The organism is Staphylococcus sp. HMSC055A09, assembly GCF_001809655.1.
Classification (GTDB): Bacteria; Bacillota; Bacilli; order Staphylococcales; family Staphylococcaceae; genus Staphylococcus; species Staphylococcus capitis.
In genome coordinates this window covers 605,128-626,001 of the sequence record NZ_KV798369.1, presented here as the reverse complement: position 1 = coordinate 626,001, position 20,874 = coordinate 605,128, and the positions used below count along the sequence as shown (strand labels likewise).

Annotated in this window: 16 protein-coding genes and 1 pseudogene; 4 read left to right on the top strand and 13 right to left on the bottom strand. The window is 32.1% G+C overall.

What is annotated here, in order from left to right:
* Window positions 1–7: 7 nt before the first annotated feature.
* The 3 genes and pseudogenes from sucC to ylqF all read right to left on the bottom strand — a co-directional run bounded on the left by sucC (window position 8) and on the right by ylqF (window position 2,919).
* A complete protein-coding gene (sucC, locus tag HMPREF2642_RS08560; protein ID WP_002436291.1) occupies window positions 8–1,174 on the bottom strand; it encodes an ADP-forming succinate--CoA ligase subunit beta in 1,167 nt (388 codons plus the stop codon).
* Between the two features lie 107 nt (window positions 1,175–1,281).
* Window positions 1,282–2,052: a ribonuclease HII gene (locus HMPREF2642_RS08555; RefSeq protein WP_030064786.1), complete on the bottom strand. Its 771-nt coding sequence runs from the start codon at window positions 2,050–2,052 to the stop codon at window positions 1,282–1,284.
* Window positions 2,036–2,919 (bottom strand): annotated as a pseudogene (ylqF, locus tag HMPREF2642_RS08550) (ribosome biogenesis GTPase YlqF). Before ylqF ends, HMPREF2642_RS08555 begins: the two are co-directional and overlap by 17 nt.
* Window positions 2,920–3,198: 279 nt before the next feature.
* Between ylqF and HMPREF2642_RS08545 the strand changes: the two are divergent.
* The 4 genes from HMPREF2642_RS08545 to HMPREF2642_RS08530 all read left to right on the top strand — a co-directional run bounded on the left by HMPREF2642_RS08545 (window position 3,199) and on the right by HMPREF2642_RS08530 (window position 9,461).
* Window positions 3,199–5,799 (top strand): YfhO family protein, encoded by a 2,601-nt coding sequence (locus HMPREF2642_RS08545; protein ID WP_070597780.1) that lies wholly within the window; start codon window positions 3,199–3,201, stop codon window positions 5,797–5,799.
* Window positions 5,792–8,404 carry a YfhO family protein gene (locus HMPREF2642_RS08540; RefSeq protein WP_030064780.1) on the top strand — a complete coding sequence of 871 codons (2,613 nt, stop codon included), beginning with the start codon at window positions 5,792–5,794 and terminating at the stop codon, window positions 8,402–8,404. Before HMPREF2642_RS08545 ends, HMPREF2642_RS08540 begins: the two co-directional genes overlap by 8 nt.
* Before the next feature lie 472 nt (window positions 8,405–8,876).
* A complete protein-coding gene (locus HMPREF2642_RS08535; protein ID WP_227959510.1) occupies window positions 8,877–9,083 on the top strand; it encodes a hypothetical protein in 207 nt (68 codons plus the stop codon).
* A 39-nt stretch (window positions 9,084–9,122) separates the two neighbouring features.
* Window positions 9,123–9,461, top strand: a complete 339-nt coding sequence (locus tag HMPREF2642_RS08530; protein ID WP_070597779.1) for a hypothetical protein — start codon at window positions 9,123–9,125, stop codon at window positions 9,459–9,461.
* A 576-nt stretch (window positions 9,462–10,037) separates the two neighbouring features.
* On the opposite strand, the gene rplS is transcribed toward HMPREF2642_RS08530, so the two are convergent.
* From rplS to HMPREF2642_RS08480, 10 genes are all read right to left on the bottom strand, one after another.
* The gene (gene rplS, locus HMPREF2642_RS08525; RefSeq protein WP_002436293.1) at window positions 10,038–10,388 is read right to left on the bottom strand and encodes a 50S ribosomal protein L19; all 351 of its coding nucleotides are present in this window, start codon (window positions 10,386–10,388) and stop codon (window positions 10,038–10,040) included.
* A gap of 105 nt (window positions 10,389–10,493) precedes the next feature.
* Window positions 10,494–11,231 (bottom strand): tRNA (guanosine(37)-N1)-methyltransferase TrmD, encoded by a 738-nt coding sequence (gene trmD, locus HMPREF2642_RS08520; RefSeq protein ID WP_030064770.1) that lies wholly within the window; start codon window positions 11,229–11,231, stop codon window positions 10,494–10,496.
* Window positions 11,231–11,734, bottom strand: coding sequence for a ribosome maturation factor RimM (gene rimM / locus HMPREF2642_RS08515; protein ID WP_030064768.1), 504 nt, complete (start codon window positions 11,732–11,734; stop codon window positions 11,231–11,233). The genes trmD and rimM overlap by 1 nt, the downstream gene beginning before the upstream one ends.
* Window positions 11,735–11,996: 262 nt before the next feature.
* Window positions 11,997–12,272, bottom strand: coding sequence for a 30S ribosomal protein S16 (rpsP, locus tag HMPREF2642_RS08510; protein ID WP_002453071.1), 276 nt, complete (start codon window positions 12,270–12,272; stop codon window positions 11,997–11,999).
* A 423-nt stretch (window positions 12,273–12,695) separates the two neighbouring features.
* Window positions 12,696–14,063 carry a signal recognition particle protein gene (gene ffh / locus HMPREF2642_RS08505; RefSeq protein ID WP_002435148.1) on the bottom strand — a complete coding sequence of 456 codons (1,368 nt, stop codon included), beginning with the start codon at window positions 14,061–14,063 and terminating at the stop codon, window positions 12,696–12,698.
* 29 nt (window positions 14,064–14,092) lie between these two features.
* A complete protein-coding gene (locus HMPREF2642_RS08500) occupies window positions 14,093–14,425 on the bottom strand; it encodes a putative DNA-binding protein (RefSeq protein ID WP_002435170.1) in 333 nt (110 codons plus the stop codon).
* Window positions 14,412–15,671 (bottom strand): signal recognition particle-docking protein FtsY, encoded by a 1,260-nt coding sequence (ftsY, locus tag HMPREF2642_RS08495; RefSeq protein ID WP_030064764.1) that lies wholly within the window; start codon window positions 15,669–15,671, stop codon window positions 14,412–14,414. Before ftsY ends, HMPREF2642_RS08500 begins: the two co-directional genes overlap by 14 nt.
* The gene (gene smc / locus HMPREF2642_RS08490; protein WP_030064763.1) at window positions 15,668–19,237 is read right to left on the bottom strand and encodes a chromosome segregation protein SMC; all 3,570 of its coding nucleotides are present in this window, start codon (window positions 19,235–19,237) and stop codon (window positions 15,668–15,670) included. The genes ftsY and smc overlap by 4 nt, the downstream gene beginning before the upstream one ends.
* Before the next feature lie 126 nt (window positions 19,238–19,363).
* Window positions 19,364–20,077, bottom strand: a complete 714-nt coding sequence (gene rnc / locus HMPREF2642_RS08485) for a ribonuclease III (protein ID WP_211181602.1) — start codon at window positions 20,075–20,077, stop codon at window positions 19,364–19,366.
* A 140-nt stretch (window positions 20,078–20,217) separates the two neighbouring features.
* A complete protein-coding gene (locus tag HMPREF2642_RS08480) occupies window positions 20,218–20,451 on the bottom strand; it encodes an acyl carrier protein (RefSeq protein WP_001830184.1) in 234 nt (77 codons plus the stop codon).
* Window positions 20,452–20,874 lie beyond the last annotated feature (423 nt).

Genomic DNA, 20,874 nt, shown 5'->3' with positions numbered 1-20,874 from the left:
CCTTTCCTTACGCTTCTTTAACAAGTTTAACGATTTTTTGTGCACCTTCAGCCATAGTAGCTGCTGGTTCAATTGCTAAACCTGAGTCGTTTAAGATTTCTTTACCGCGCTCAACATTTGTACCTTCTAAACGTACTACTAATGGTAAAGTTAATTCTACTTCTTTAACTGCTGCTACGATACCTTCTGCGATAACGTCACATTTCATAATTCCACCAAAGATATTTACAAAGATACCTCTAACATTGTCATCACCTAAAATGATTTTGAAAGCTTCAGTAACTTTTTCTTTAGTAGCACCGCCACCAACATCTAAGAAGTTAGCTGGATTTCCACCAAAATGATTAATAGTATCCATTGTTGCCATAGCTAAACCTGCACCGTTAACCATACAACCGATATCACCGTCTAAAGCGATATATGATAAGTCATATTTAGATGCTTCGATTTCTTTAGGATCTTCTTCTTCTAAATCACGTAATTCAACGATATCTTTATGTCTAAATAATGCATTATCGTCGAAGTTTAATTTAGCGTCTAGAGCTAATACTTGTCCATCACCAGTAGTTACTAGTGGATTAATTTCTACGATAGAGCAATCTTTTTCAATGAACACGTTATAAAGTGCTAATAAGAATTTAGTTGCTTTACCAATAGATTCTTTAGGAATATTAATGTTGAAAGCAATACGACGTGCTTGATAAGGAGATAAACCTACAACTGGGTCGATTGTTTCTTTAAAGATTTTCTCAGGTGTCTTAGCTGCCACTTCTTCAATCTCAGTACCACCCTCTTCAGACGCCATTAAAGTAACTTTGTCTGTTGCACGGTCAATTACGAAACCAACATAATATTCTTTCTGAATATCGCAACCTTGTTCGATATATAAGCGTTTAACTTCTTTACCTTCAGGTCCTGTTTGGTGAGTAACTAATTGTTTCCCTAATAATTCATTAGCGTAAGTTTCAACTTCAGAAAGTGATTTAGCAATTTTTACACCGCCTGCTTTACCTCTACCCCCAGCGTGTATTTGTGCTTTAACCACATATACATCTGAATCTAATTCTTTCGCTTTTTCCACCGCTTCTTCAGCAGTGAATGCTACTCGTCCTTCTGGAACGGCTACGCCCATAGAACGAAATATTTCTTTACCTTGATACTCGTGGATATTCATCTTCCATCCTCCTGTTTCTTAGGTTAAGTTCCCTTTTAATTATAAAAAATGAAAGCGCTATTGTAAACTGAAAGACCATATTTTTTGCAATTAAATTAAAATTCAAATTATTTTAACATCGACTTGATAGGTTCAAAGGATTTGCGATGTTCATTTATTACACCAAATGTGTCAATTGCCTCTAAATGCTGTTTAGTACCATATCCAACATTTTTTTCAAATCCGTAATTAGGATAATCATTAGCTAGTTCTTTCATATAATTATCACGATATTCTTTCGCCATAATACTAGCTGCAGCAATTGAAACACTTTTAGCATCTCCTTTTATAATTGATGTTTGAGGAATATCATTATCAAGTTTCATTGCATCAATAAGTAAATGTGTAGGTTGAATACTTAATTGATTAATCGCTCTTTGCATGGCTACCTGTGTAGCTTTATAAATATTCAAGTCATCAATTTCTTGTGGAGTTGCAATTCCATAAGCGTAACTCGTAACATTATTTTTCAATTCTTCATTTAAAATTAAGCGCTGTTTAGCTGGTACCTTTTTAGAGTCATTTAACCCAAGATAATGATGGCCTTTATTTAATATGACTGCACAAGCAACAACAGGACCAGCGAGTGGTCCTCGTCCTACCTCATCGATTCCACATATTAGTGCCTCATTATCATGATTCAATATTTCATTTTCATAGTGATTCATACTAATATAATTGTTTTCTAGTTCTTGTTGTTTGATTAAATACTTTTTACGTGATTCTATAGCTTTTTGAACTCCTTTTCGGGTATCTTCATTAGCTACATGCGCTTCAAGTTCTTCTATAGATTGAATTAATGCAAGTTGATCACGTATTTCTTTAATTGTTGATGTCATTTATAAGTCACTCTTCATTTCTTTTAAAATATCAAAACAATATGTACCTATCTTAGCATTTCTCATATCATTAATGATTAATTCAATGACTGATTCATAATCTACTTCATTACCTTTTTGAAGAAGGCCTCTCCTACGACCAATCGCATCAAACCACTCTAAAATTTCTGCATCTTTGTCTACATCTATATTGTAATGTTGTCTGAGACCTTCTAAATCATGTTCAATCATGAAGTTTAAGCCATAAATTGCTACTTCATCTAAATGAACGATGCTATCCTTGATTGCACCAGTCAAACTTAATTTCTTACCGACTTCCTCGTCCTCAAATTTAGGCCATAATATTCCTGGTGTATCTAACAATTGAAGTGATTTCCCAACTTTAATCCACTGTTGTTGTTTAGTAACACCTGGTTTATTACCTGTTTCTGCAATACTACGTTTCGCCAATTTATTAATTAAAGTTGATTTCCCGACATTTGGAATACCAACAATCATTGCACGTATCGCTCTCGGTTTAAGCCCTTTCTCCTTTTCACGTTCAAATTTTTCTTTCGTAGCTTTTATTGCTTCAGCCTCTACATTTTTTAAATTTTTACCATGTTTAGCATCAACTGCTACCGGAAAGAACCCTTGTTCCTTAAAGAATCCTTCCCACTTTTCTAATTCTTTTAAGTTAGTCATGTCTTTTTTATTTAAAATAACCACTCGCGGTTTTTGTTTAATAACTTCATCGATCATAGGATTTCTAGAACTATATGGTATACGAGCATCAACTAACTCAAATACTACATCAACCTTTTTGAGTTGCTCACTCACTTCTCTTTTAGCTTTCGCCATATGTCCTGGATACCATTGTATCGCCATTAATATCACCTTACTTTCATGTTCAATTTATAATAATCGTATAATTAATTCGACTTACTAATTATACTTTAATTCTGTTTATACAACCACTTTAAGTGTAACATGCTTATCTTTTATTTTTAAAAATGAATAACAACATTAAATAACTCAAAATTTAAGTTTGTGTAAACATCACATATCTTAAACAAAATCACTTTCATTCATTGACGCTATCGCCTACAATTTAAATAACTAATAAGAGAATTAGATAACAAGCATCAAGTTATTTAGGAGTAATTAATGAAAAGAGTTTTAAGTTATACCGTATTATTTATAGTGCTATCACTTATTGGACATAGTTATGTCGTATATCGTTTTTATCACGATGGTATTTTATCAACTGGTCCAAATGATGGCATGGAACAAATGGTTCCAATACAAATGTATCTTTACAATCAGTGGCATCAAGGGAATCTATTTTATGCGTCTAACTTTGGCTTAGGTGGGGATTTCTTCACTGATTTAAGTTATTATTTTTCAACAAATTTATTATTTATCATTAATGTTCTAATTATTTCGTTTGTAAAATTATTCATATCTTTAGATACACATCAAGTGATGTTTTGGATGAATAACGCTTTAATCGTCTCAATTTTTAAGGGGACGATTGCGCTTTATTGTACATTTTTATATGCTCAATACATTTTTAAAAATAAAATTTTGAGTATATTTACCGCATTTTTATTTGTAATCTCACCACTCTATTTCAGATTTACAGCTTATTGGCCATTTTTCAGTGATGTGTTTATTTGGTTACCTTTACTTTTATTGGCCATGGAAAAGTCAATTCAACAACGTAAAAGTGGTCTGTTAATCTTAACTATTACATTAGTATTAATAAATAATTTCTATTTTGCTTACTATTTTTTAATTATTGCTAGTGTTTATGGCTTAATTAGAATCATGTTTAGGCATCCTGATGATGATTCAACACGAATAAGAACCTTGTGCACTTTACTTATCCCAGCAGTATTAGCTTTAGGAAATAGCTTATTTATTTTCTTTCACGGCGTACAAAGTTTCGTAAACAATAGACGGGTATCATTCTCTGGAAATGTTCCAACTTTTGAGCATCTGAATATTAATACAAACATATTTTTCGATAACTATCTTATCGTCATTTTATTTTTAACAATTCAAAGTATATTAACCTTTAAATTATATAGACACTACTATTATCGATTATTTGCACTGATGACCGTAGTACTCATCATATTTACTTTTATACCACTTATAGATCAAATTTTTAATGGATTTTCAGCACCTCAGAAGCGTTGGCATTTTATTTTAGCCTTTTCATCATCTTTATTAATCGGACTATATGTAAAGTACTTTAGAACGGTGAGTGTTAAATCATATATCACTACAAGTTTGATCGCCCAACTCATTATTTATATTAGCGCCTATTGTTATCATAAATTTTTACCATGGTTAATACTTGTACCGGTAGTTTCAATTATTGGATTATTAATTTTATTTTTAAAAGAGAGAAAGATTCGCATACAACTTACATATATTTATATTATTTCAATTGTTGCCTTAAGTATGATGGTGAGTTTTGTTTTTATAAAAAATCAAATTTACTTCCAAGACCATCAAGATCGAGCGAATACATTTTATGCGAATTCTAGTCTATATAGCTCTGATTTACAAAGAGCATTAGTTAAAGAAATGAAGAGTAGTAAGAAGGATGACCAGCGTATTGATTGGCGGGTTAATGAACAGGACAATACACCGATGTATCAAAACTTTAAAGGTTTGAGTCTTTATTCTAGTATCTTTCATCACAATATCTTGGATTTCTATTATGATGCTTTAAAAATTAATTTAGCAGAGGAATCACTTAGTCGTTATCAATCGACCAATGCTAGACAAAATATCGATAGTTTATTCTCAATTAAATATGTAATGTTAAAAAAATATCAAAATAATATACCTACTTACTTCAAAAAAGTGAAATCGAGCGGCCAATATGACATATATGAAAATCAGCTTAATTTACCTAGCGTTAAAGTGACTAATAACCTATATAATAGTCAAAGCTTAAAAACACCGATAGACCGTGAACATGCAATGCTTAAAGGAGCGATTGTAGATTCAAATGGCAAAGATTTCAATTCTCAAAGTAAGAATTTACTAAAACATGCACGTATAACAACTAAGAATATTAAAAGTAAAGGAAATAATCAGTTAGAAGTTAAAAATAATATGGGAACTGTTAACATTCATATACCTAAAAAAATCCGTAAGCAATATCAGGACTTTTATATAACTTTATATATTAAACGAGGTAATCCAGACAGTAATTACACTGTAAATGTTAATAATTACTTTAATAACCGTCTTTATAATAATTCAGTCTACAAAACTGGGATAAACACACAACTTTATCGGACCCAACCTGATAAAAATGGCAATATTTCTATTAAATTATCTCCAAATGGCGGTTTCAAATTTAAGTTACTCAATCTCAGTGGAGAAAATTATAAGACACTCAAAACTGCACATCATAATGCAAACTTTAATATGGATTACAATGATATTAAAAATGGTGTGAAAGTGAATCTCGGTCAACACTCTAAAGGTTTAGCTACCATAAATATTCCTTATCGAGCTGGTATGCGTGCTTATATTGACGGCCGTCAAGTTAACATTCATAAAGTAAATTATATGATGACTGGTGTTCCAGTAAACAAGAATGATCAAACTATAATTATTAAATATCAGCCCCCTTATTGGAAAACAATGATATTTATTTCATTTATAAGTATTATTTTTAGTATGATATATATAAGATATACGAATTCAATAAAAAGAAAGATGAGGATTCACCGTGATTAAAAAGTTTTGGCAAACACCTAAAAGGCGATTTCTATCTATCCTAATATTAAGCTGTATCCTTTCATTAATACTCTACTTTCCATTTATCTATCAATACATGACAAAAGGCGACGTTTTCAGTGGAAGTGGTGATGGTTTTAGGCAAATGATGCCTTTCCAAATGTATCTGTATGAACATTTTGCTTCTTTTAAAGGGTTCTATGATGCCTCTTTTGGTTTGGGTGGAGATTATGTGAAATCATTAGCATATTACTACTCAATGTCACCACTTATGTGGATCAATTTTGCATGTATTTGGGGACTTGAACATACTATTCATATTAATCCACATGACATTAGCTTTTGGCCAACTAATCAACTTGTTATGGCATATGTGCGAACTGTAATTACTTTGATTTTTACTTTTTATTTGTTTATGTATTTGAAATTCAAACCCGCACCTATGTTTATTGCAACTATTTTGTATGGCATGTCTACCGTTATGACATATTATAATTTTACTTGGTCATTTTATGGTAACTTACTTATCATGCTACCTATGTCAATTTGGGCTATGGAAAGATTTTTTAGAGAGCGCAAGTTAGGATGGTTTATCTTTGCAATTACATTTACACTATTCACTAATTTCTATTTTAGTTATTATGAAGCGGTTGTATTAGGATTTTATTTAATATATCGCCTCATTGCAGTACATCCGCAAGATATTGTTAATCGTTGGCAAAAATTTTACATATTAGTTATCGCTACTTTATTAAGTGTTTTATCAAGTTTATTTGGTCTTTATACTGGTGTTTCTTCATTTTTAAATAATGATAGATCACAGAATCCTAAATTTGGAATTACCTTTTTAACCAATTTATTTGAAAAAAATTATAATATATTTACTGATGGTTTTTATATAACAATTTCTATTATTGTAATTATTGCGTTATTTTCATTCAAGCTATATCAAAATTATTATTATAAGTTATTCGCCGTTGCAACTTGGTTACTACTCATTGGTTCTTTATCACAATGGTTTGATAGTTCATTCAATGGGTTCTCATTACCTCAAAGACGTTGGGTTTACTTTTTAGCATTATCATCAGGCGCTTTAATTGCACTTTTCATACAACATTTAAGCGAATTATCTCTAAAGAATTATTTAATTATAGCTATACCTATATTTTTATATAGCTGTTTTTACATCACTTACACTGATCGCTCTGTAAATTGGATGTATATTGCAATTATAATAATGATAGTTATTGGCTTATTATTATACAGAAAATCACTTTTAAAAAGAAAATGGATAGCAATCGGGCTAGTTATTCTATTTTTAGTTGAACAAGTTATTATGGTAAATGATTCAAAAAAAATAACTATTGAACCATACCAAACTACGATGGACACTATTAACGATTCAAGTTATAGAAGTAAAGTATTAAACAATAAAATTAATCAAATGACTAGTGATAAACTAGATCCTTTGAAAAGATTAGATTATTTTTCATTTTACGCACTTAACTCACCATTTATATATCACTACAATGGTACATCTTTATATTCAAGCATTTTCAACGGTCAAATTTTAAAATACTATGATAAAACAATGCAAATCAACATGCCTGTAGATAAAAATAGTACATATCGCTATTTAGGTAATCGAGCGAATTTGATGGCTTTATGGAATGTACAAGATAGATTAAGACATCCCAATGACTTAAACATGCCTTATGGATTTAAAAAGAAAAATCTTATCAAAGATGGGAAAGATCAATGGATCCACTCAAAGAATACGATTTCTTATCCAAGCGCACACATTACGCATAAAGTCTATGATTCTAATAACTTAAAATCACCTCTAGATAGAGAACAAGCGATGCTTCAAGGTGTGGTATTCGATAATAATACGAAAAGTGTTAACACTACGTTTAGCCCTAATAAAAATCTATTAAATGATGCTCAACTACAATTAAAAGATTCACAATGGAAAAAGAAAAATCAGCTAAAGGTAGATAAAAATAATGGAGGCGTTCAACTCACATTACCTCATTCTTTAACTAAAAAGTATAAAGACATGTATCTCGAAATGGATGTTGAACTGCTCACTCCTGATAAGGAACATAGTATTGGCGTAAATGAATATAGTCAAAATCGAAATGCGTTGTCATATAAATATCGACGTGTGGTATCACCTGTGACAATGCGTGTGAAAGCTTCAGACAAACTTAATATTCATATGTCTGAAGGTACGTATAGATTTAAGATTAAAGGAATTTATGGGGAAAATTATCACACACTTAAAAAAGCTTCTAAACAATTACATTCAGTAAAAGTAAAAAAAGAGAGAAATGGTTATACGATTACTAAAAATAAAAACGATAACGGATATATCGTGTTACCTATAGCTTATGAAAATGGCATGCAAGCTAGAGCCAACGGTAAGCCTTTAGATGTAAAAAAAGGTAACGGAATTATGACTACAATTCCAGCTAAAGCTGGACAAACAACGATTAGATTGACTTACACACCGCCACATTTTTATTGGTTAATTATTTTAAGTATCATTGGAGTCATTTTAAGTATCATGTTTACTAAAAAAGTAAGAAAAAATAAAGTTTAATCATTTTGATTTGCACTGCGTTAACTTATGTATTGAACCCTAAAAGTTCTACGTTAGTTCAGTATGTTATTTTAAAGATTTGTTTCCAATGTTGTTTAGGAGACAAGTCTTTAAATTTTGATTTAATTCTAGTATTATTATAAAAATTATATAGCCAGTTACCTTTTTTAGACATACTTTGAAATATGTGATTCTCTTTGAACATATATACTTCTTTCTAGGTCATGCTACACATAGTCAAAGCGAACTCTCAGGCGATAAATAACGCTTGGACATTAATTTATAATATTATTTAAAACAATAGTCAAAAACTAATATAGGACCTTTAAGAACTTAACTCAGACATATAGGCAATAATACAAAACCTAACTATACAATATGATAAAAGTAAAATGTATCACAAAATATCAAGATTGGAGTTTTGGTTTTGTTTGTAAAAATGAATAAACTATTGTCAAGATTTGTAATCTCTTTGCTGTCGTTTGTATTAGCATTAACTGTAGTTTCTCCATTTTCTTCTAAAGCTGAGGAAGGGCATAAATTTAATCAAAAAGAAGTCGATGAATTAGCACAAGCATTACAGGTTACGTTTGAACAGTCTTCAATAAAGTCAGAAGGTAAAATTATAGGATATCAAAAATCTACCATTGTAAATAATTTGCAAAATAACAAATATTAATCAGAAATAATAAATGGGTTAAGTAAAAAAGGACTACTTTTGTCAGATCAAGATGCAAATCAATATAAACATAGCGGAACAGCATCAAGAGCCTCCGGTAATTATGGAGATGATGCGCCAAATGCAAGTCCATCAGAACAAAAACATGCGAAGAAATGGCTGAAAGTACGTAATGGTTGCCTTTACAATAAAATTCCTGAAATATTAGGTGTGTCTGCTACGGGTACTTTAATTGACGCAATGACTACAGGAAGTTGGCAAAAAGCAGCTAAAATAATATTGAAATTAGGCGGTAAAGGTACTGTAGTTGGATTAGCAGCTAGTTTGACATGGACTTATGGTGAATGTATTAGATATGCCAATAGTAAAGTGAAATAGGATGTGGTTCTTTGAAAAAATACATATTATTCGCATTTCCATTGGCTTTTGTATGTCTGTACACAATATCTAAAGTAATTTGGAATAAAGGAATTATTGTAGACAACAATCCAATACATGCGATATATTTTTTATTATTTTACTATATTGTTGCAGGATTTATTATATTAATTCTGTTTTTAAGAGGAAAATGATTTCCTTTTAGTGAATGTTAAATTGTAATAATTAAATATAAGTTAGAATATTGCCCATCAACAGAGTTGTTGATGGGTTATTTTGTATAAATATGACATTCTTAGACATTCATTTAAATAGTCTTGAACTATTTTTAACTTGATTTTAAATTTGTAATATTTACTTATAAAATGTCCGCCCCTAATTTTAGATTTTCAGTCCAACTTTTAGGAAGCATATCATTCTTAAAGACAATGGTGTGTTTTATTTATACGATTTTGTAAGTACTTAACATTCAAATGAAACAAAAAAGCTTTCAAACACCTTTTATTAAGATGTTTGAAAGCTTTATCTTTATTACAAGTTACAAATAACTTGTGTTGAAAATGTCGAGTTTGCTGATTAACGAATTTCTTGGATTCTAGCAGCTTTACCACGTAAACTACGTAAGTAGTATAATTTAGCACGACGTACTTTACCGCGACGTTTAACTTCGATTTTTTCAATTTTTGGAGTGTGTAATGGGAATGTTCTTTCCACACCTACACCTGAAGAAATTTTACGAACTGTGAAAGTTTCAGAAATTCCTCCACCACGGCGTTTAATTACAACACCTTCGAAGACTTGGATACGTTCACGTGAACCCTCTACGATACGAACGTGTACACGTAAAGTGTCACCAGAACGGAAAGTAGGTAAGTCAGTACGTAATTGTGATTTAGTTACTGCTTCGATTAACTTATGATTACTCATTATAAATTCTCTCCTTCAACCTATGTTCTTGCCTAGACAAAAGTATAGCAGCGGATCATAGTGATTTTTAGTGTTTTTTCACACTTAAATTATGTTATCATAACGCTACTTGTTTTTCAATTGCTTTTTGTACGTTTCTAAAATTTCTTTATCTTTTTGACTGAGCTCATAATTTTCTAAAAGATCCGGTCGTTTTTCGTAAGTGCGAATCAATTTTTGTTCATGTCTCCATTGTTCAATGTGAGCGTGATTTCCGGATAATAAGACATCCGGCACCTTCATTTCTTTATATTCTCTTGGTCTTGTATATTGAGGAAATTCTAATAATCCATCTGAAAATGAATCATCTTGATGGGAAGCTTCATTGCCTAACACTCCAGGAATCAAGCGCACAATTGCATCAGTCATAGTCATTGCAGGTAACTCTCCACCTGTAAGCACATAATCTCCCATAGAAATTTCATCAGTAACAAGATGCTCTCTGATTCGTTCATCATAGCCCTCATAATGACCACAAATAAATACAATATGTTGCGATTTACTTAACACTTGAGCTATCTCTTGAGTAAAAGGTTTACCTTGAGGACACATTAATATCACACGCGTATCGTCATCTCTTTTTAAATCTTCCATAGCATTAAAAACAGGCTCAGGTTTTAACACCATGCCTTGCCCACCGCCAAATGGGTAATCATCCACTTGATTATGTTTGTTGATTGAATAATCTCGAAAATTTATTGTATTTACATCAATAATTTCTTTATCTTGAGCGCGTTTCAAAATCGAATGATTCAGCACACCATCAAACATTTCTGGAAATAACGTTAAATAATCAATTTTCATTAATCTAACAATCCTTCCATAGGTGTAATTTTAATTGATCTACCTTCCACATCTATATCTTTAACCACATCTTCAATGTATGGAATAAGATACTCTTTATCTCCTTTAACAACCCACACATCATTGGCGCCAGTCTCAAAGATATTAATTACTCGACCGATAGGAGTATCTGTATCATCAAAAACTGTACATCCTATGATATCCGAATAATAAAACTCATGTTCATCCAACTCGATATCTTCATGATCACGTTCTTGATATAGATAATCACCTTTGAGATGTTCAATATCATTAATATTGTTTATTCCTTCAAATTTTAACATGTGAAACCCTTTATGTATGCGATAAGATGAAACAGTATATTCGATATCTTCATTATTGTGTTTAACAATTAAATTTTCACCTGGTTGAAATCGTGTTTCTGTAAAATCTGAATTCGACTTAACTTTAATTTCGCCTTTAATTCCATGTGTATTTACAATTTGTCCTACTTCTACTTCCATTCAACGCCCCTCCTAGTCTATCTATTTTTAACTTTTTTGAAAATGAATTATGTATATTTTATCACGTATGCGTGGTTATATAAAAAGTGATATAACAATCATTTCAAATTGTTTGGAAATAACGATGTAAGCATGATATATAAGAGAAACTTTAGAAAAAAGAGAATAAGTCATGCCTCTTTTAAATGTGTTTAATTCTATCCAAAAGTTAAAAAAGTCTGAGACATTAATAATGTCTCAGACTTACAACAATTTAAGCTAATTATTTAGCATTTTTTTGTTCATCAAATTTTTTCAAGATACCTTCTCTTGATAAAATGTTGTGAACTGTATCTGTTGGTTTAGCACCATCGTGTAACCATTTTAAAGCTAACTCTTCATCAATTTTAACTTCTGGTGCATTAACATTTGCTGGATTGTAAGTACCTACTTGCTCGATGATACGACCATCACGTGGTGAACGTGCATCAGCAACTACGATACGATAGAATGGGTTTCTTTTAGAACCTAAACGTGTTAAACGAATTTTAACTGCCATTTAAATTACTCTCCTTTATGTGTTTTCATTTTATTTTCTACAAGAATAAATATTAACAGTTACACAAAAGTTTGTAAAGACTTTTTTCTTTACCAAATCTAGATTTATGAAATAAATCGTAGATTTGGTTATGCATGAGCTTTAGCTCAGGCGTTCCTTTACTGAATTTATGAAATAAATCGTAGATTTGGTTATGGGAGCGAGACAGAATTCATCATGAATTCGTCTTCTCGCCCCCGCACAATTGATTAGGGTATTATAAGCATAATTCCCAATCAATCACGGCGTATATGAGCTTTAGCTCAGGCGAACCTTTATATTTATTTAGTTAGTGGGACTTACACACTAGCTTTTAGCTAGGGTTTCCACAATTAATAAACATCGAACAATCAACAAAATTGTCCGATGTTTTAAAAATGTTTATTAAAATGGTAAATTCATACCTTTTAACATATTCTCCATTTGGCTTCGCTTACCTTTTTTACCTTTGCCGCCACCAGTAAATTGTTTCATCATTTTCTTCATATCATTGAACTGTTTCATAAGACGATTGACTTCTTGTAATGAACGACCAGAACCTTTAGCTATACGTTTCTTACGAGAAACATTTAGTGTTTCTGGGTTTGAACGTTCTTTAGGAGTCATAGACTGAATAATCGCTTTAATATGGTCAATTTGTTTGTCGCTCATATTAAGCTTATCCAATCCTTTCATTTTGTTCATTCCAGGAATCATTTTCATAATATCATCTAAAGGACCTAAGTTTTTAACTTGATCTAATTGTTCTAAGAAATCATCCAATGTAAATGAAGAGTCACGCATTTTCTTCTCTAAATCTTTAGCTTTTTCTTGGTCAACATCTTGTTGTGCTTTTTCAATTAAGCTTAACACGTCACCCATACCTAAGATACGAGAAGCCATACGTTCAGGATGGAATAGTTCTAAACCATCTAATTTCTCACTCATACCTACAAATTTAATAGGTTTCTGAGTCACCGAACGTATAGATAGTGCAGCACCACCACGTGTATCACCATCAAGTTTCGTTAAAGTTACACCTGATACATCTAGTTGATCGTCAAATGATTGCGCAACATTGACAGCATCTTGACCTGTCATTGCGTCAACAACTAGCATAATTTCATCTGGTTTAGAAATTTCTTTAACTTCTTGTAACTCATTCATTAACGCTTCATCAATGTGTAAACGTCCCGCTGTATCGATGATGACAAAATCTAAATGTTCTTCTTTAGCATGTTTTAATGCATTTTCAACAATTTGTTGAGGCTGAACTTGGTCACCTTCACTATATACAGGTATGTCAATTTGTTTACCAACAGTTTGTAATTGGTCAATCGCAGCTGGACGATAAATATCTCCTGCAACTAACATCGGCTTTTTATTATATTTTTTACGCATTAATAATGCTAATTTACCAGCAGTTGTAGTTTTACCGGCACCTTGTAAACCAACCATCATGACAACAGTAGGTGGTTTATTTGCCATTTTAATAGATGTGTTTTCTCCACCCATCAAGCTTGTAAGTTCTTCTTGAACAATTTTAATCACTTGTTGGCCGGGTGTTAAAGATTGCATAACATCTGAACCTAAAGCACGGTCAGAAACAGTTTTAACGAACTCTTTAACAACTTTAAAGTTAACATCGGCTTCTAATAATGCTAATCGTACTTCTCGCATCATTGTTTTGATATCCGCTTCAGTAACTTTACCCTTACCACGCATTTTTTGCATCGTGGCTTGCAATCGATCGGATAATCCTTCAAATGCCATTACTAGTGCCCTCCTTTTTTTAATTATTACTACTCTAACTCTTCTAATTGAGCGATATATTCTTTTAGTAAATCTGGATTATTAAGAGATTGTTTCATTAAATCATAAATTTCTTGGCGTTTCTCAAATCTTCTATATAAACCTAGTTTAGTTTCATAATCTTCTACTAAATCGCCAGTTCTTCTTATATTATCATAAACTGCCTGTCTACTCACTTCAAATGTATCAGCGATTTCACTTAATGAATAATCTCGTAAATAAAATAATTCTAAATAGCTTTTCTGCTTTTGAGTTAATAATGATTGATAAAAATCAAACAAATAATTCATTCTAATTGTTTTAACTAAATCATCTTGGCCCATCTTGAGTACCTTCTTCAGTTTCATTCGATGATTCATCAATTAATTCATCAGGAATATCTTCATTTTGTTCGATCATATCAGCAAATAAACCGTATACGTAACTTTCAGGGTTAAATGGTTGTAAGTCATCAAGTTTTTCACCTAAGCCTACATATTTAACAGGGATATGCAATTCATTACGTATGGCAAGAACGATACCACCTTTAGCAGTACCATCTAATTTGGTTAATACAATACCTGAAACATTTGTCACGTCTTTAAATGAACGCGCTTGTGACAACGCATTTTGACCTGTTGTAGCATCTAAACATAGTAATGCTTCATGAGGTGCATCAGGGATTGCTCGACTAATTACACGTTTCATTTTATCAAGTTCTTGCATTAAGTTAGATTTATTTTGTAGACGACCTGCAGTATCACAAATTAAAATATCTACACCTTTATTTTTTGCGGCGTTAATTGCATCGTATACTACTGCTGCTGGATCAGAGCCTTCACTCTGACTTACAACTTCCACGCCTACACGGTCTCCCCAAACTTTTAATTGTTGGATTGCGCCAGCTCTGAATGTATCTCCAGCTGCAAGCATCACTTTTTTACCTTCTTGTTGATATCGATATGCTAACTTACCAATTGTAGTGGTCTTACCCACACCATTGACACCAACCATTAAGATAACGTTCAATCTACCATCTTCAAGATTCATTGCTTCTGAATGATCGTCTTCTTGGTGATAAATCTCGACAATTTTTTCAACAATAACTTCACGTAAATCTTCAGTTTCCTGAATATTGCGTCTTTGCGCTTCCGTACGTAATTCATCTGTCAATTTCATTACTGTATTGAAACCAACGTCAGCCGTTATAAGCATTTCTTCAAGTGCTTCAAAGAAATCTTCGTCTACTTTTCTATAGCGTGCAATTAAATTATTTAACTGTTCTTGGAAATTTTGACGTGATTTTTCTAAACCAGCTTTAAATTTCGCACCAATTTTTTGGGCTTCAATTTCTTCAAAGTCCTCAATTGAGATTAAACCATCTTCGTCGAAATCAGCTTCACTTAATTTTTTTGGTTTTTTCTTAGGTTTAGGCTCTTCGATTATATCAGTGACATTGGGTTCACCTGATTCACTTGATGCATCCGAATCACTTGTTTCGTCTGATTCCACATCTTCAGTTAATTCTTTTTGAATCTCATCTTCACTTTTACCTGAAAATTTATCTTTTAAGCGTTTAAAAAAACTCATGCTTGTTCCTCCTTCATAACCTCATCTATAGTATTTAGGTTAACGCTAACTAACTTAGAAACACCTGACTCTTGCATTGTGACTCCATATAAACGGTCAGAGAACTCCATCGTTCCTTTACGATGAGTAATAACTATAAATTGTGTTTGTTCTGATAGTTCATTTAAGTATTGAGCGTAGCGAATCACATTCGCTTCATCTAACGCTGCCTCTACCTCATCTAGTATAACAAATGGAGCAGAACGTACCTTAAGAATTGCAAATAATAATGCTATAGCACTTAATGCACGTTCACCACCGCTTAATAAAGAAAGATGTTGAAGCTTTTTACCAGGAGGTTGAACAATAATATCAACACCTGCTGATAAGTAATCATCCTCTGTTAAACGTAGTTCAGCTTGTCCGCCACCGAATAATTGTTTGAAGACAGTTGTAAAGTGTTCCTGTACCGCATGGAATGTTTCTTTAAAACGTCCTTCTACTTCACGATCCATTTCATTAATGATTTGTTCAAGTGTCTCTTTAGCTTCTCTTAAATCTGTGCGTTGCTCATTGAGGAAGGTATAACGTTCATTTAATTCCTCGAACTGTTCAATAGCATTTAAGTTTACTGGACCCAACTCATCTATAGACATCTTCGTAAGTTTGACTTTCTTACGTAGACTTTCAATAGGTTCATTAGATTCATATAAAGCGCGTGCTCTCTCTACAGTTAACTGATATACATCATTCAGATGGTCTATCGCGTGATTAATCAACACATCTAATTTTGATTGTTTTGCTTTAATATCTTGATAATGATTTTCGATAGCTAAAATATCTTGATGACAAACTTGAAGCTGACTTTCATTATTCTCAATCGTTTCATTTAGATTGATACGTTGTTGTTTAAGTTCTTCATGTTGTTGATTAAGCTGATCACGTGCCTCTTCTTGTTCTTGAATTTGAGATTTCAAATCCTCAAATGCTTGTTCACCCATCATTTCGTCAGAATTAAACAGCCTTATTTTCTCTTCAATAGTCTTAATTTGTTGCTGCGTTGATTCTTGTTGTTTAACTAAACGTTCAATCTCGACTTTTTGAGATTTTATTCGCTCTTTCACCACTGCTAAATCGGATTGTTTTTGATGAAGTTGTTGTTGAGCTTTAGTTGTTGATTCTTTACCTTCTTTAGACAATTGAGTATAACGTTCAATTTCACTCTCTAATTCAGTCAATTGTTGTTGGATTTCAGATAAACGCGCCTGTTTTTGCGTTAAAGTTTCTTTACTTTTATCACTTTGATAACCATCATTTTTCTCAAATTCAAATTCTTCATGTTCGTTCTTAAGATGCGTCTCTTGTGTTTTTAAACGATCTAACTCTAATTCATGATGATGCACTTTTTCTTTTAACGTATTATATTGTTGGCTCGCATCGAAATACTGCTCACTTAATTGTTCGGACTTGTCTTTTAATTCTTTAAAATGACGTTCAAAATCTGCAGTTTGGCGTTGATAATCCTCAAGTTGATGACGCATTTTTGATAGTTCATCCTTTTGAGAAAGAATACTTTTCGATTTTCGTGCACCACCGCCAGTCATTGAACCACCAGGATTAACTACATCTCCTTCTAAAGTTACAATTCGAGTACGATAACGTATAGCTCTAGCTAATTCATTAGCATGTTTTAAATCATTAACGATGATTGTATTTCCTAATAAATTTTCAATGACACTTTGGTACTTGGAAGAAACATTTACAGCATCTGACGCAATATTAATAAACCCTTCAGTTTGACGAGCTATCTCTTTAATATCTGACGCAATATGTCGTGGCTTAATAACATTTAAAGGTAAAAATGTCGCACGCCCTAAATTGCGTTGCTTTAAAAATTGAATCGCCTGTCTCCCATCTTTCTCATTATCAACGATGACATGTTGAAGTGATGCACCTAAAGCTGTTTCTATTGCTTGAGTCATTTGAGATGGAACATCAATCACTTCAGCTACTGCGCCATGAATTCCTCTCAATTCGTTATCTTTAGCTTTGAGAATGTGTTTAACCCCATTGAAGAAATACGTATAATCCTCCTCTTGAATAGCTAAACTATCAATTCTAGATTTTAATTTTTCATTATATCTGTAGGCTTGATACAGCTTATCTTCATATTCAGATTGCTGTTTTTTAGATTTGGTTAAATCGTTTTCAAGACGGTGAATGTGTTGTTCCGCTTCAGTTAAAGCCTTCTTAGAAGTTTTATAACTTTTTTCAGTTTCATTAATATTATTTTGTATCTCTTTTAACTGATTAAATGCTTCAACAAGTCTCGAATCTAATCTAGATTTTTTTGCCTCGTTTTCATTAATCGTATGTTCAAGGAAACGTATATCATTATTAACGTCCGATTGTTCAGACATTAGCGTATAATAATTATTCTTAATTTCTTCAAGCTTTTCATCGTGTTGTTCATCAGATACGTACAGAATTGACTCTAGATCTTGTACTTCTTTATTTAAATGTTTCTGTTTATCTTTAAGTTCATTTAACGTTTCTTCATTTTGTTGCTTTTCATGATTAATCGATTCAATCTGAGCATTCAAGTTCTCAAGTTCTTCTTCATATCTAGCATTTGTTTCTGATTGATTCTTTTTACGTTCTTCTAATACATTTAATTTCCCAGTGAGTTGTTCATATGTTTCTGTTGTTTTAACTAATTCATAGTTTAATTTTTCAATATCATAATCAACTTGCTGACGTTCGCCCTTGAACTTTTGCAACAATTGATTTACCAGAGCTTGTTGTGCTTCTTTATCTGCTTGCTGACTTTTCAACTCATTTAAACGTTGGTCTAATTTAGTGTTATCTTCCGTATATTGATCGATGTCATGTACCGTAACGATAACATCACTTTGTTCCATTTGTTTGGATAACTGTTGATATTCTTTAGCAATTGCTGCTTCTTCTTTAAGTGGTTCAACTCGACCTTCTAAATCATATAAGATATCTTCAACACGAGTTAGATTATCTTCAGTATGATCTAACTTGTTAATAGATTCAGCTTTCCGCTTTTTATATTTTAATACGCCAGCTGATTCTTCAATAATTTGTCGTCGGTCGATAGGTTTAGCGTTTAAAATTTCGTCAACTCTACCTTGTGAAATGATGCTGAATGCTTCTTTTCCTAAACCTGAATCTAAAAAGATTTCAATAATATCTTTTAAACGAGCACGATCGTTATTTAAGTAGTATTCACTTTCTCCACTACGGTATAGACGCCGAGTGACTACTAATTCATCTGAATCAATCTGCAATTTTTTAGAATGATTATCTAATTTGAGTTTTACTTCAGCATAGTTTTGAGCCTTTCTATGTTCTGCTCCTGAAAAGATAATATCTTCCATTTTAGAACCACGTAACGATTTAGCTGATTGTTCACCCAATACCCATTTAATTGCATCAGTAATATTACTTTTACCACTACCATTAGGACCAACAATAGCTGTCACACCTTTATCAAATTGGACATTGGTATGGTCGGCAAAAGACTTAAATCCTATGGCATCTATTGATTTTAAATAAACCATCTTATTCTCCTTATCACATTCATGTTGAGTTTATCAGCATATCACAATACAATCTCATTATTACTATTTCTAATTAATTAATAATTATGTATGCGTATGCTTCTCTATAGATGTCACTCATCTACATTAAAATGACTCATTTTTCTTCATTGACTTATAAGCTTGCTCGGCTGCCTTTTGTTCGGATTCTTTCTTCGTCTTTCCTTTACCCTCTGCAACTGCATTATTTTCTAAAATAACTTCAGAAGTAAATAACCTATGGTGGGCAGGACCCTCTTCTTTAATAAGGCGATAGGTCACATCACCTTTATTTTGTCGATGTACGTATTCTTGAAACTGTGTTTTAAAGTCGACCACACCAACTAATTCATCATCTTCTACATATGGGAAAATGACTTTCTCAGCAAATTTCCATACAGTATCTAGACCTTGGTCTAAATATAAAGCACCTACAAATGCTTCAAAAGCATCAGATATTAATGATGGTCTAGTTCTACCGCCTGTTTTTTCTTCACCTTTACCCAATAAAATAAGTTCATTTAAATCAATTTTATTTGCAAATATTACAAGTGAGGGCTCACAAACAATTGTTGCACGCATCTTTGTCAGATTACCTTCTGGCAAATGAGGATGCTTATCAAACAAATAGCGTGAAACCGTCAATTCTAATACCGCATCACCCAAAAATTCTAAACGTTCATTATGATCAAGTCGATTCATATTAAAATCATTGATAAAACTCGAATGTGAGAACGCTTGTTGATACAAATCGATATTATTAAAATTAAAACCCCACTCATTCATTTTTTTGGTAAATTTTTGTTGAAATTCTTTGACCATCTCTCTCTTTTTATGGTTAGCCACTGCCTAACCTCCTAACTCTAAAATAAATAATTATACATCTTAATTTTACGTGAAAATAAAGTAAAACTAAAGAAAAAATCTGAGCCGACGTGAGTGACGACTCAGATGTAAGTTTATTATTTTTCTAAGCTATTGATGTACTTAACAGCATCACCAACAGTGTTGATTTTTTCAGCTTCTTCATCAGGAATTTCAGTACCAAATTCGTCTTCTAATTCCATTACTAATTCAGCGATATCAAGTGAGTCAGCGCCTAAATCATCTTTAAATGATGCATCTTCAGTTACTTTGTCAGCATCAACACCTAAACGGTCAACGATGATATCTTTTACTTTATCGAAGTTTTCCACGTCGATTCACCTCCTTTAAAAGTGTCTATCCATAGACTACTATATTTTCCCATTTTACTTTCTAAAATACAAGTAGAATTTTTAGAAACACTTAGCACTTTAGTGCTTAGTGTTTCTTATGCAGTTACGCTAGTAACTGTAATCCTTAAGATGCACTTTAGTGCTTATATAGTATCACTTTCATTTTAATGATTAGTGATACTTACACAATGGCTTGTCCATTGTGATCATTAAAAAGTAATTGCCTTAATACGCCTTTTGTTACAACCGCTTTGCGGTTGCATAAGTAACACTAACTTTCACTTCGTGAAAGAAGTGGAGTTGCACTTCATGACTTTCTTGAAACTTCTTTTATTCTCATTTCTCTTGTCATTCGTGCTTATTTTGTGGATTACAACCGCTTTGCGGTTGCATAAGTAACAC

Coding starts and splice junctions, on each gene's coding strand:
- sucC (WP_002436291.1), bottom strand. CDS start 1,174: ATGAATATCCACGAGTATCAAGGTAAAGAAATATTTCGTTCTATGGGC.
- HMPREF2642_RS08555 (WP_030064786.1), bottom strand. CDS start 2,052: ATGACATCAACAATTAAAGAAATACGTGATCAACTTGCATTAATTCAA.
- HMPREF2642_RS08545 (WP_070597780.1), top strand. CDS start 3,199: ATGAAAAGAGTTTTAAGTTATACCGTATTATTTATAGTGCTATCACTT.
- rplS (WP_002436293.1), bottom strand. CDS start 10,388: ATGAGTAATCATAAGTTAATCGAAGCAGTAACTAAATCACAATTACGT.
- trmD (WP_030064770.1), bottom strand. CDS start 11,231: ATGAAAATTGATTATTTAACGTTATTTCCAGAAATGTTTGATGGTGTG.
- rimM (WP_030064768.1), bottom strand. CDS start 11,734: ATGGAAGTAGAAGTAGGACAAATTGTAAATACACATGGAATTAAAGGC.
- rpsP (WP_002453071.1), bottom strand. CDS start 12,272: ATGGCAGTTAAAATTCGTTTAACACGTTTAGGTTCTAAAAGAAACCCA.
- ffh (WP_002435148.1), bottom strand. CDS start 14,063: ATGGCATTTGAAGGATTATCCGATCGATTGCAAGCCACGATGCAAAAA.
- HMPREF2642_RS08500 (WP_002435170.1), bottom strand. CDS start 14,425: ATGGGCCAAGATGATTTAGTTAAAACAATTAGAATGAATTATTTGTTT.
- ftsY (WP_030064764.1), bottom strand. CDS start 15,671: ATGAGTTTTTTTAAACGCTTAAAAGATAAATTTTCAGGTAAAAGTGAA.
- smc (WP_030064763.1), bottom strand. CDS start 19,237: ATGGTTTATTTAAAATCAATAGATGCCATAGGATTTAAGTCTTTTGCC.
- rnc (WP_211181602.1), bottom strand. CDS start 20,077: ATGGTCAAAGAATTTCAACAAAAATTTACCAAAAAAATGAATGAGTGG.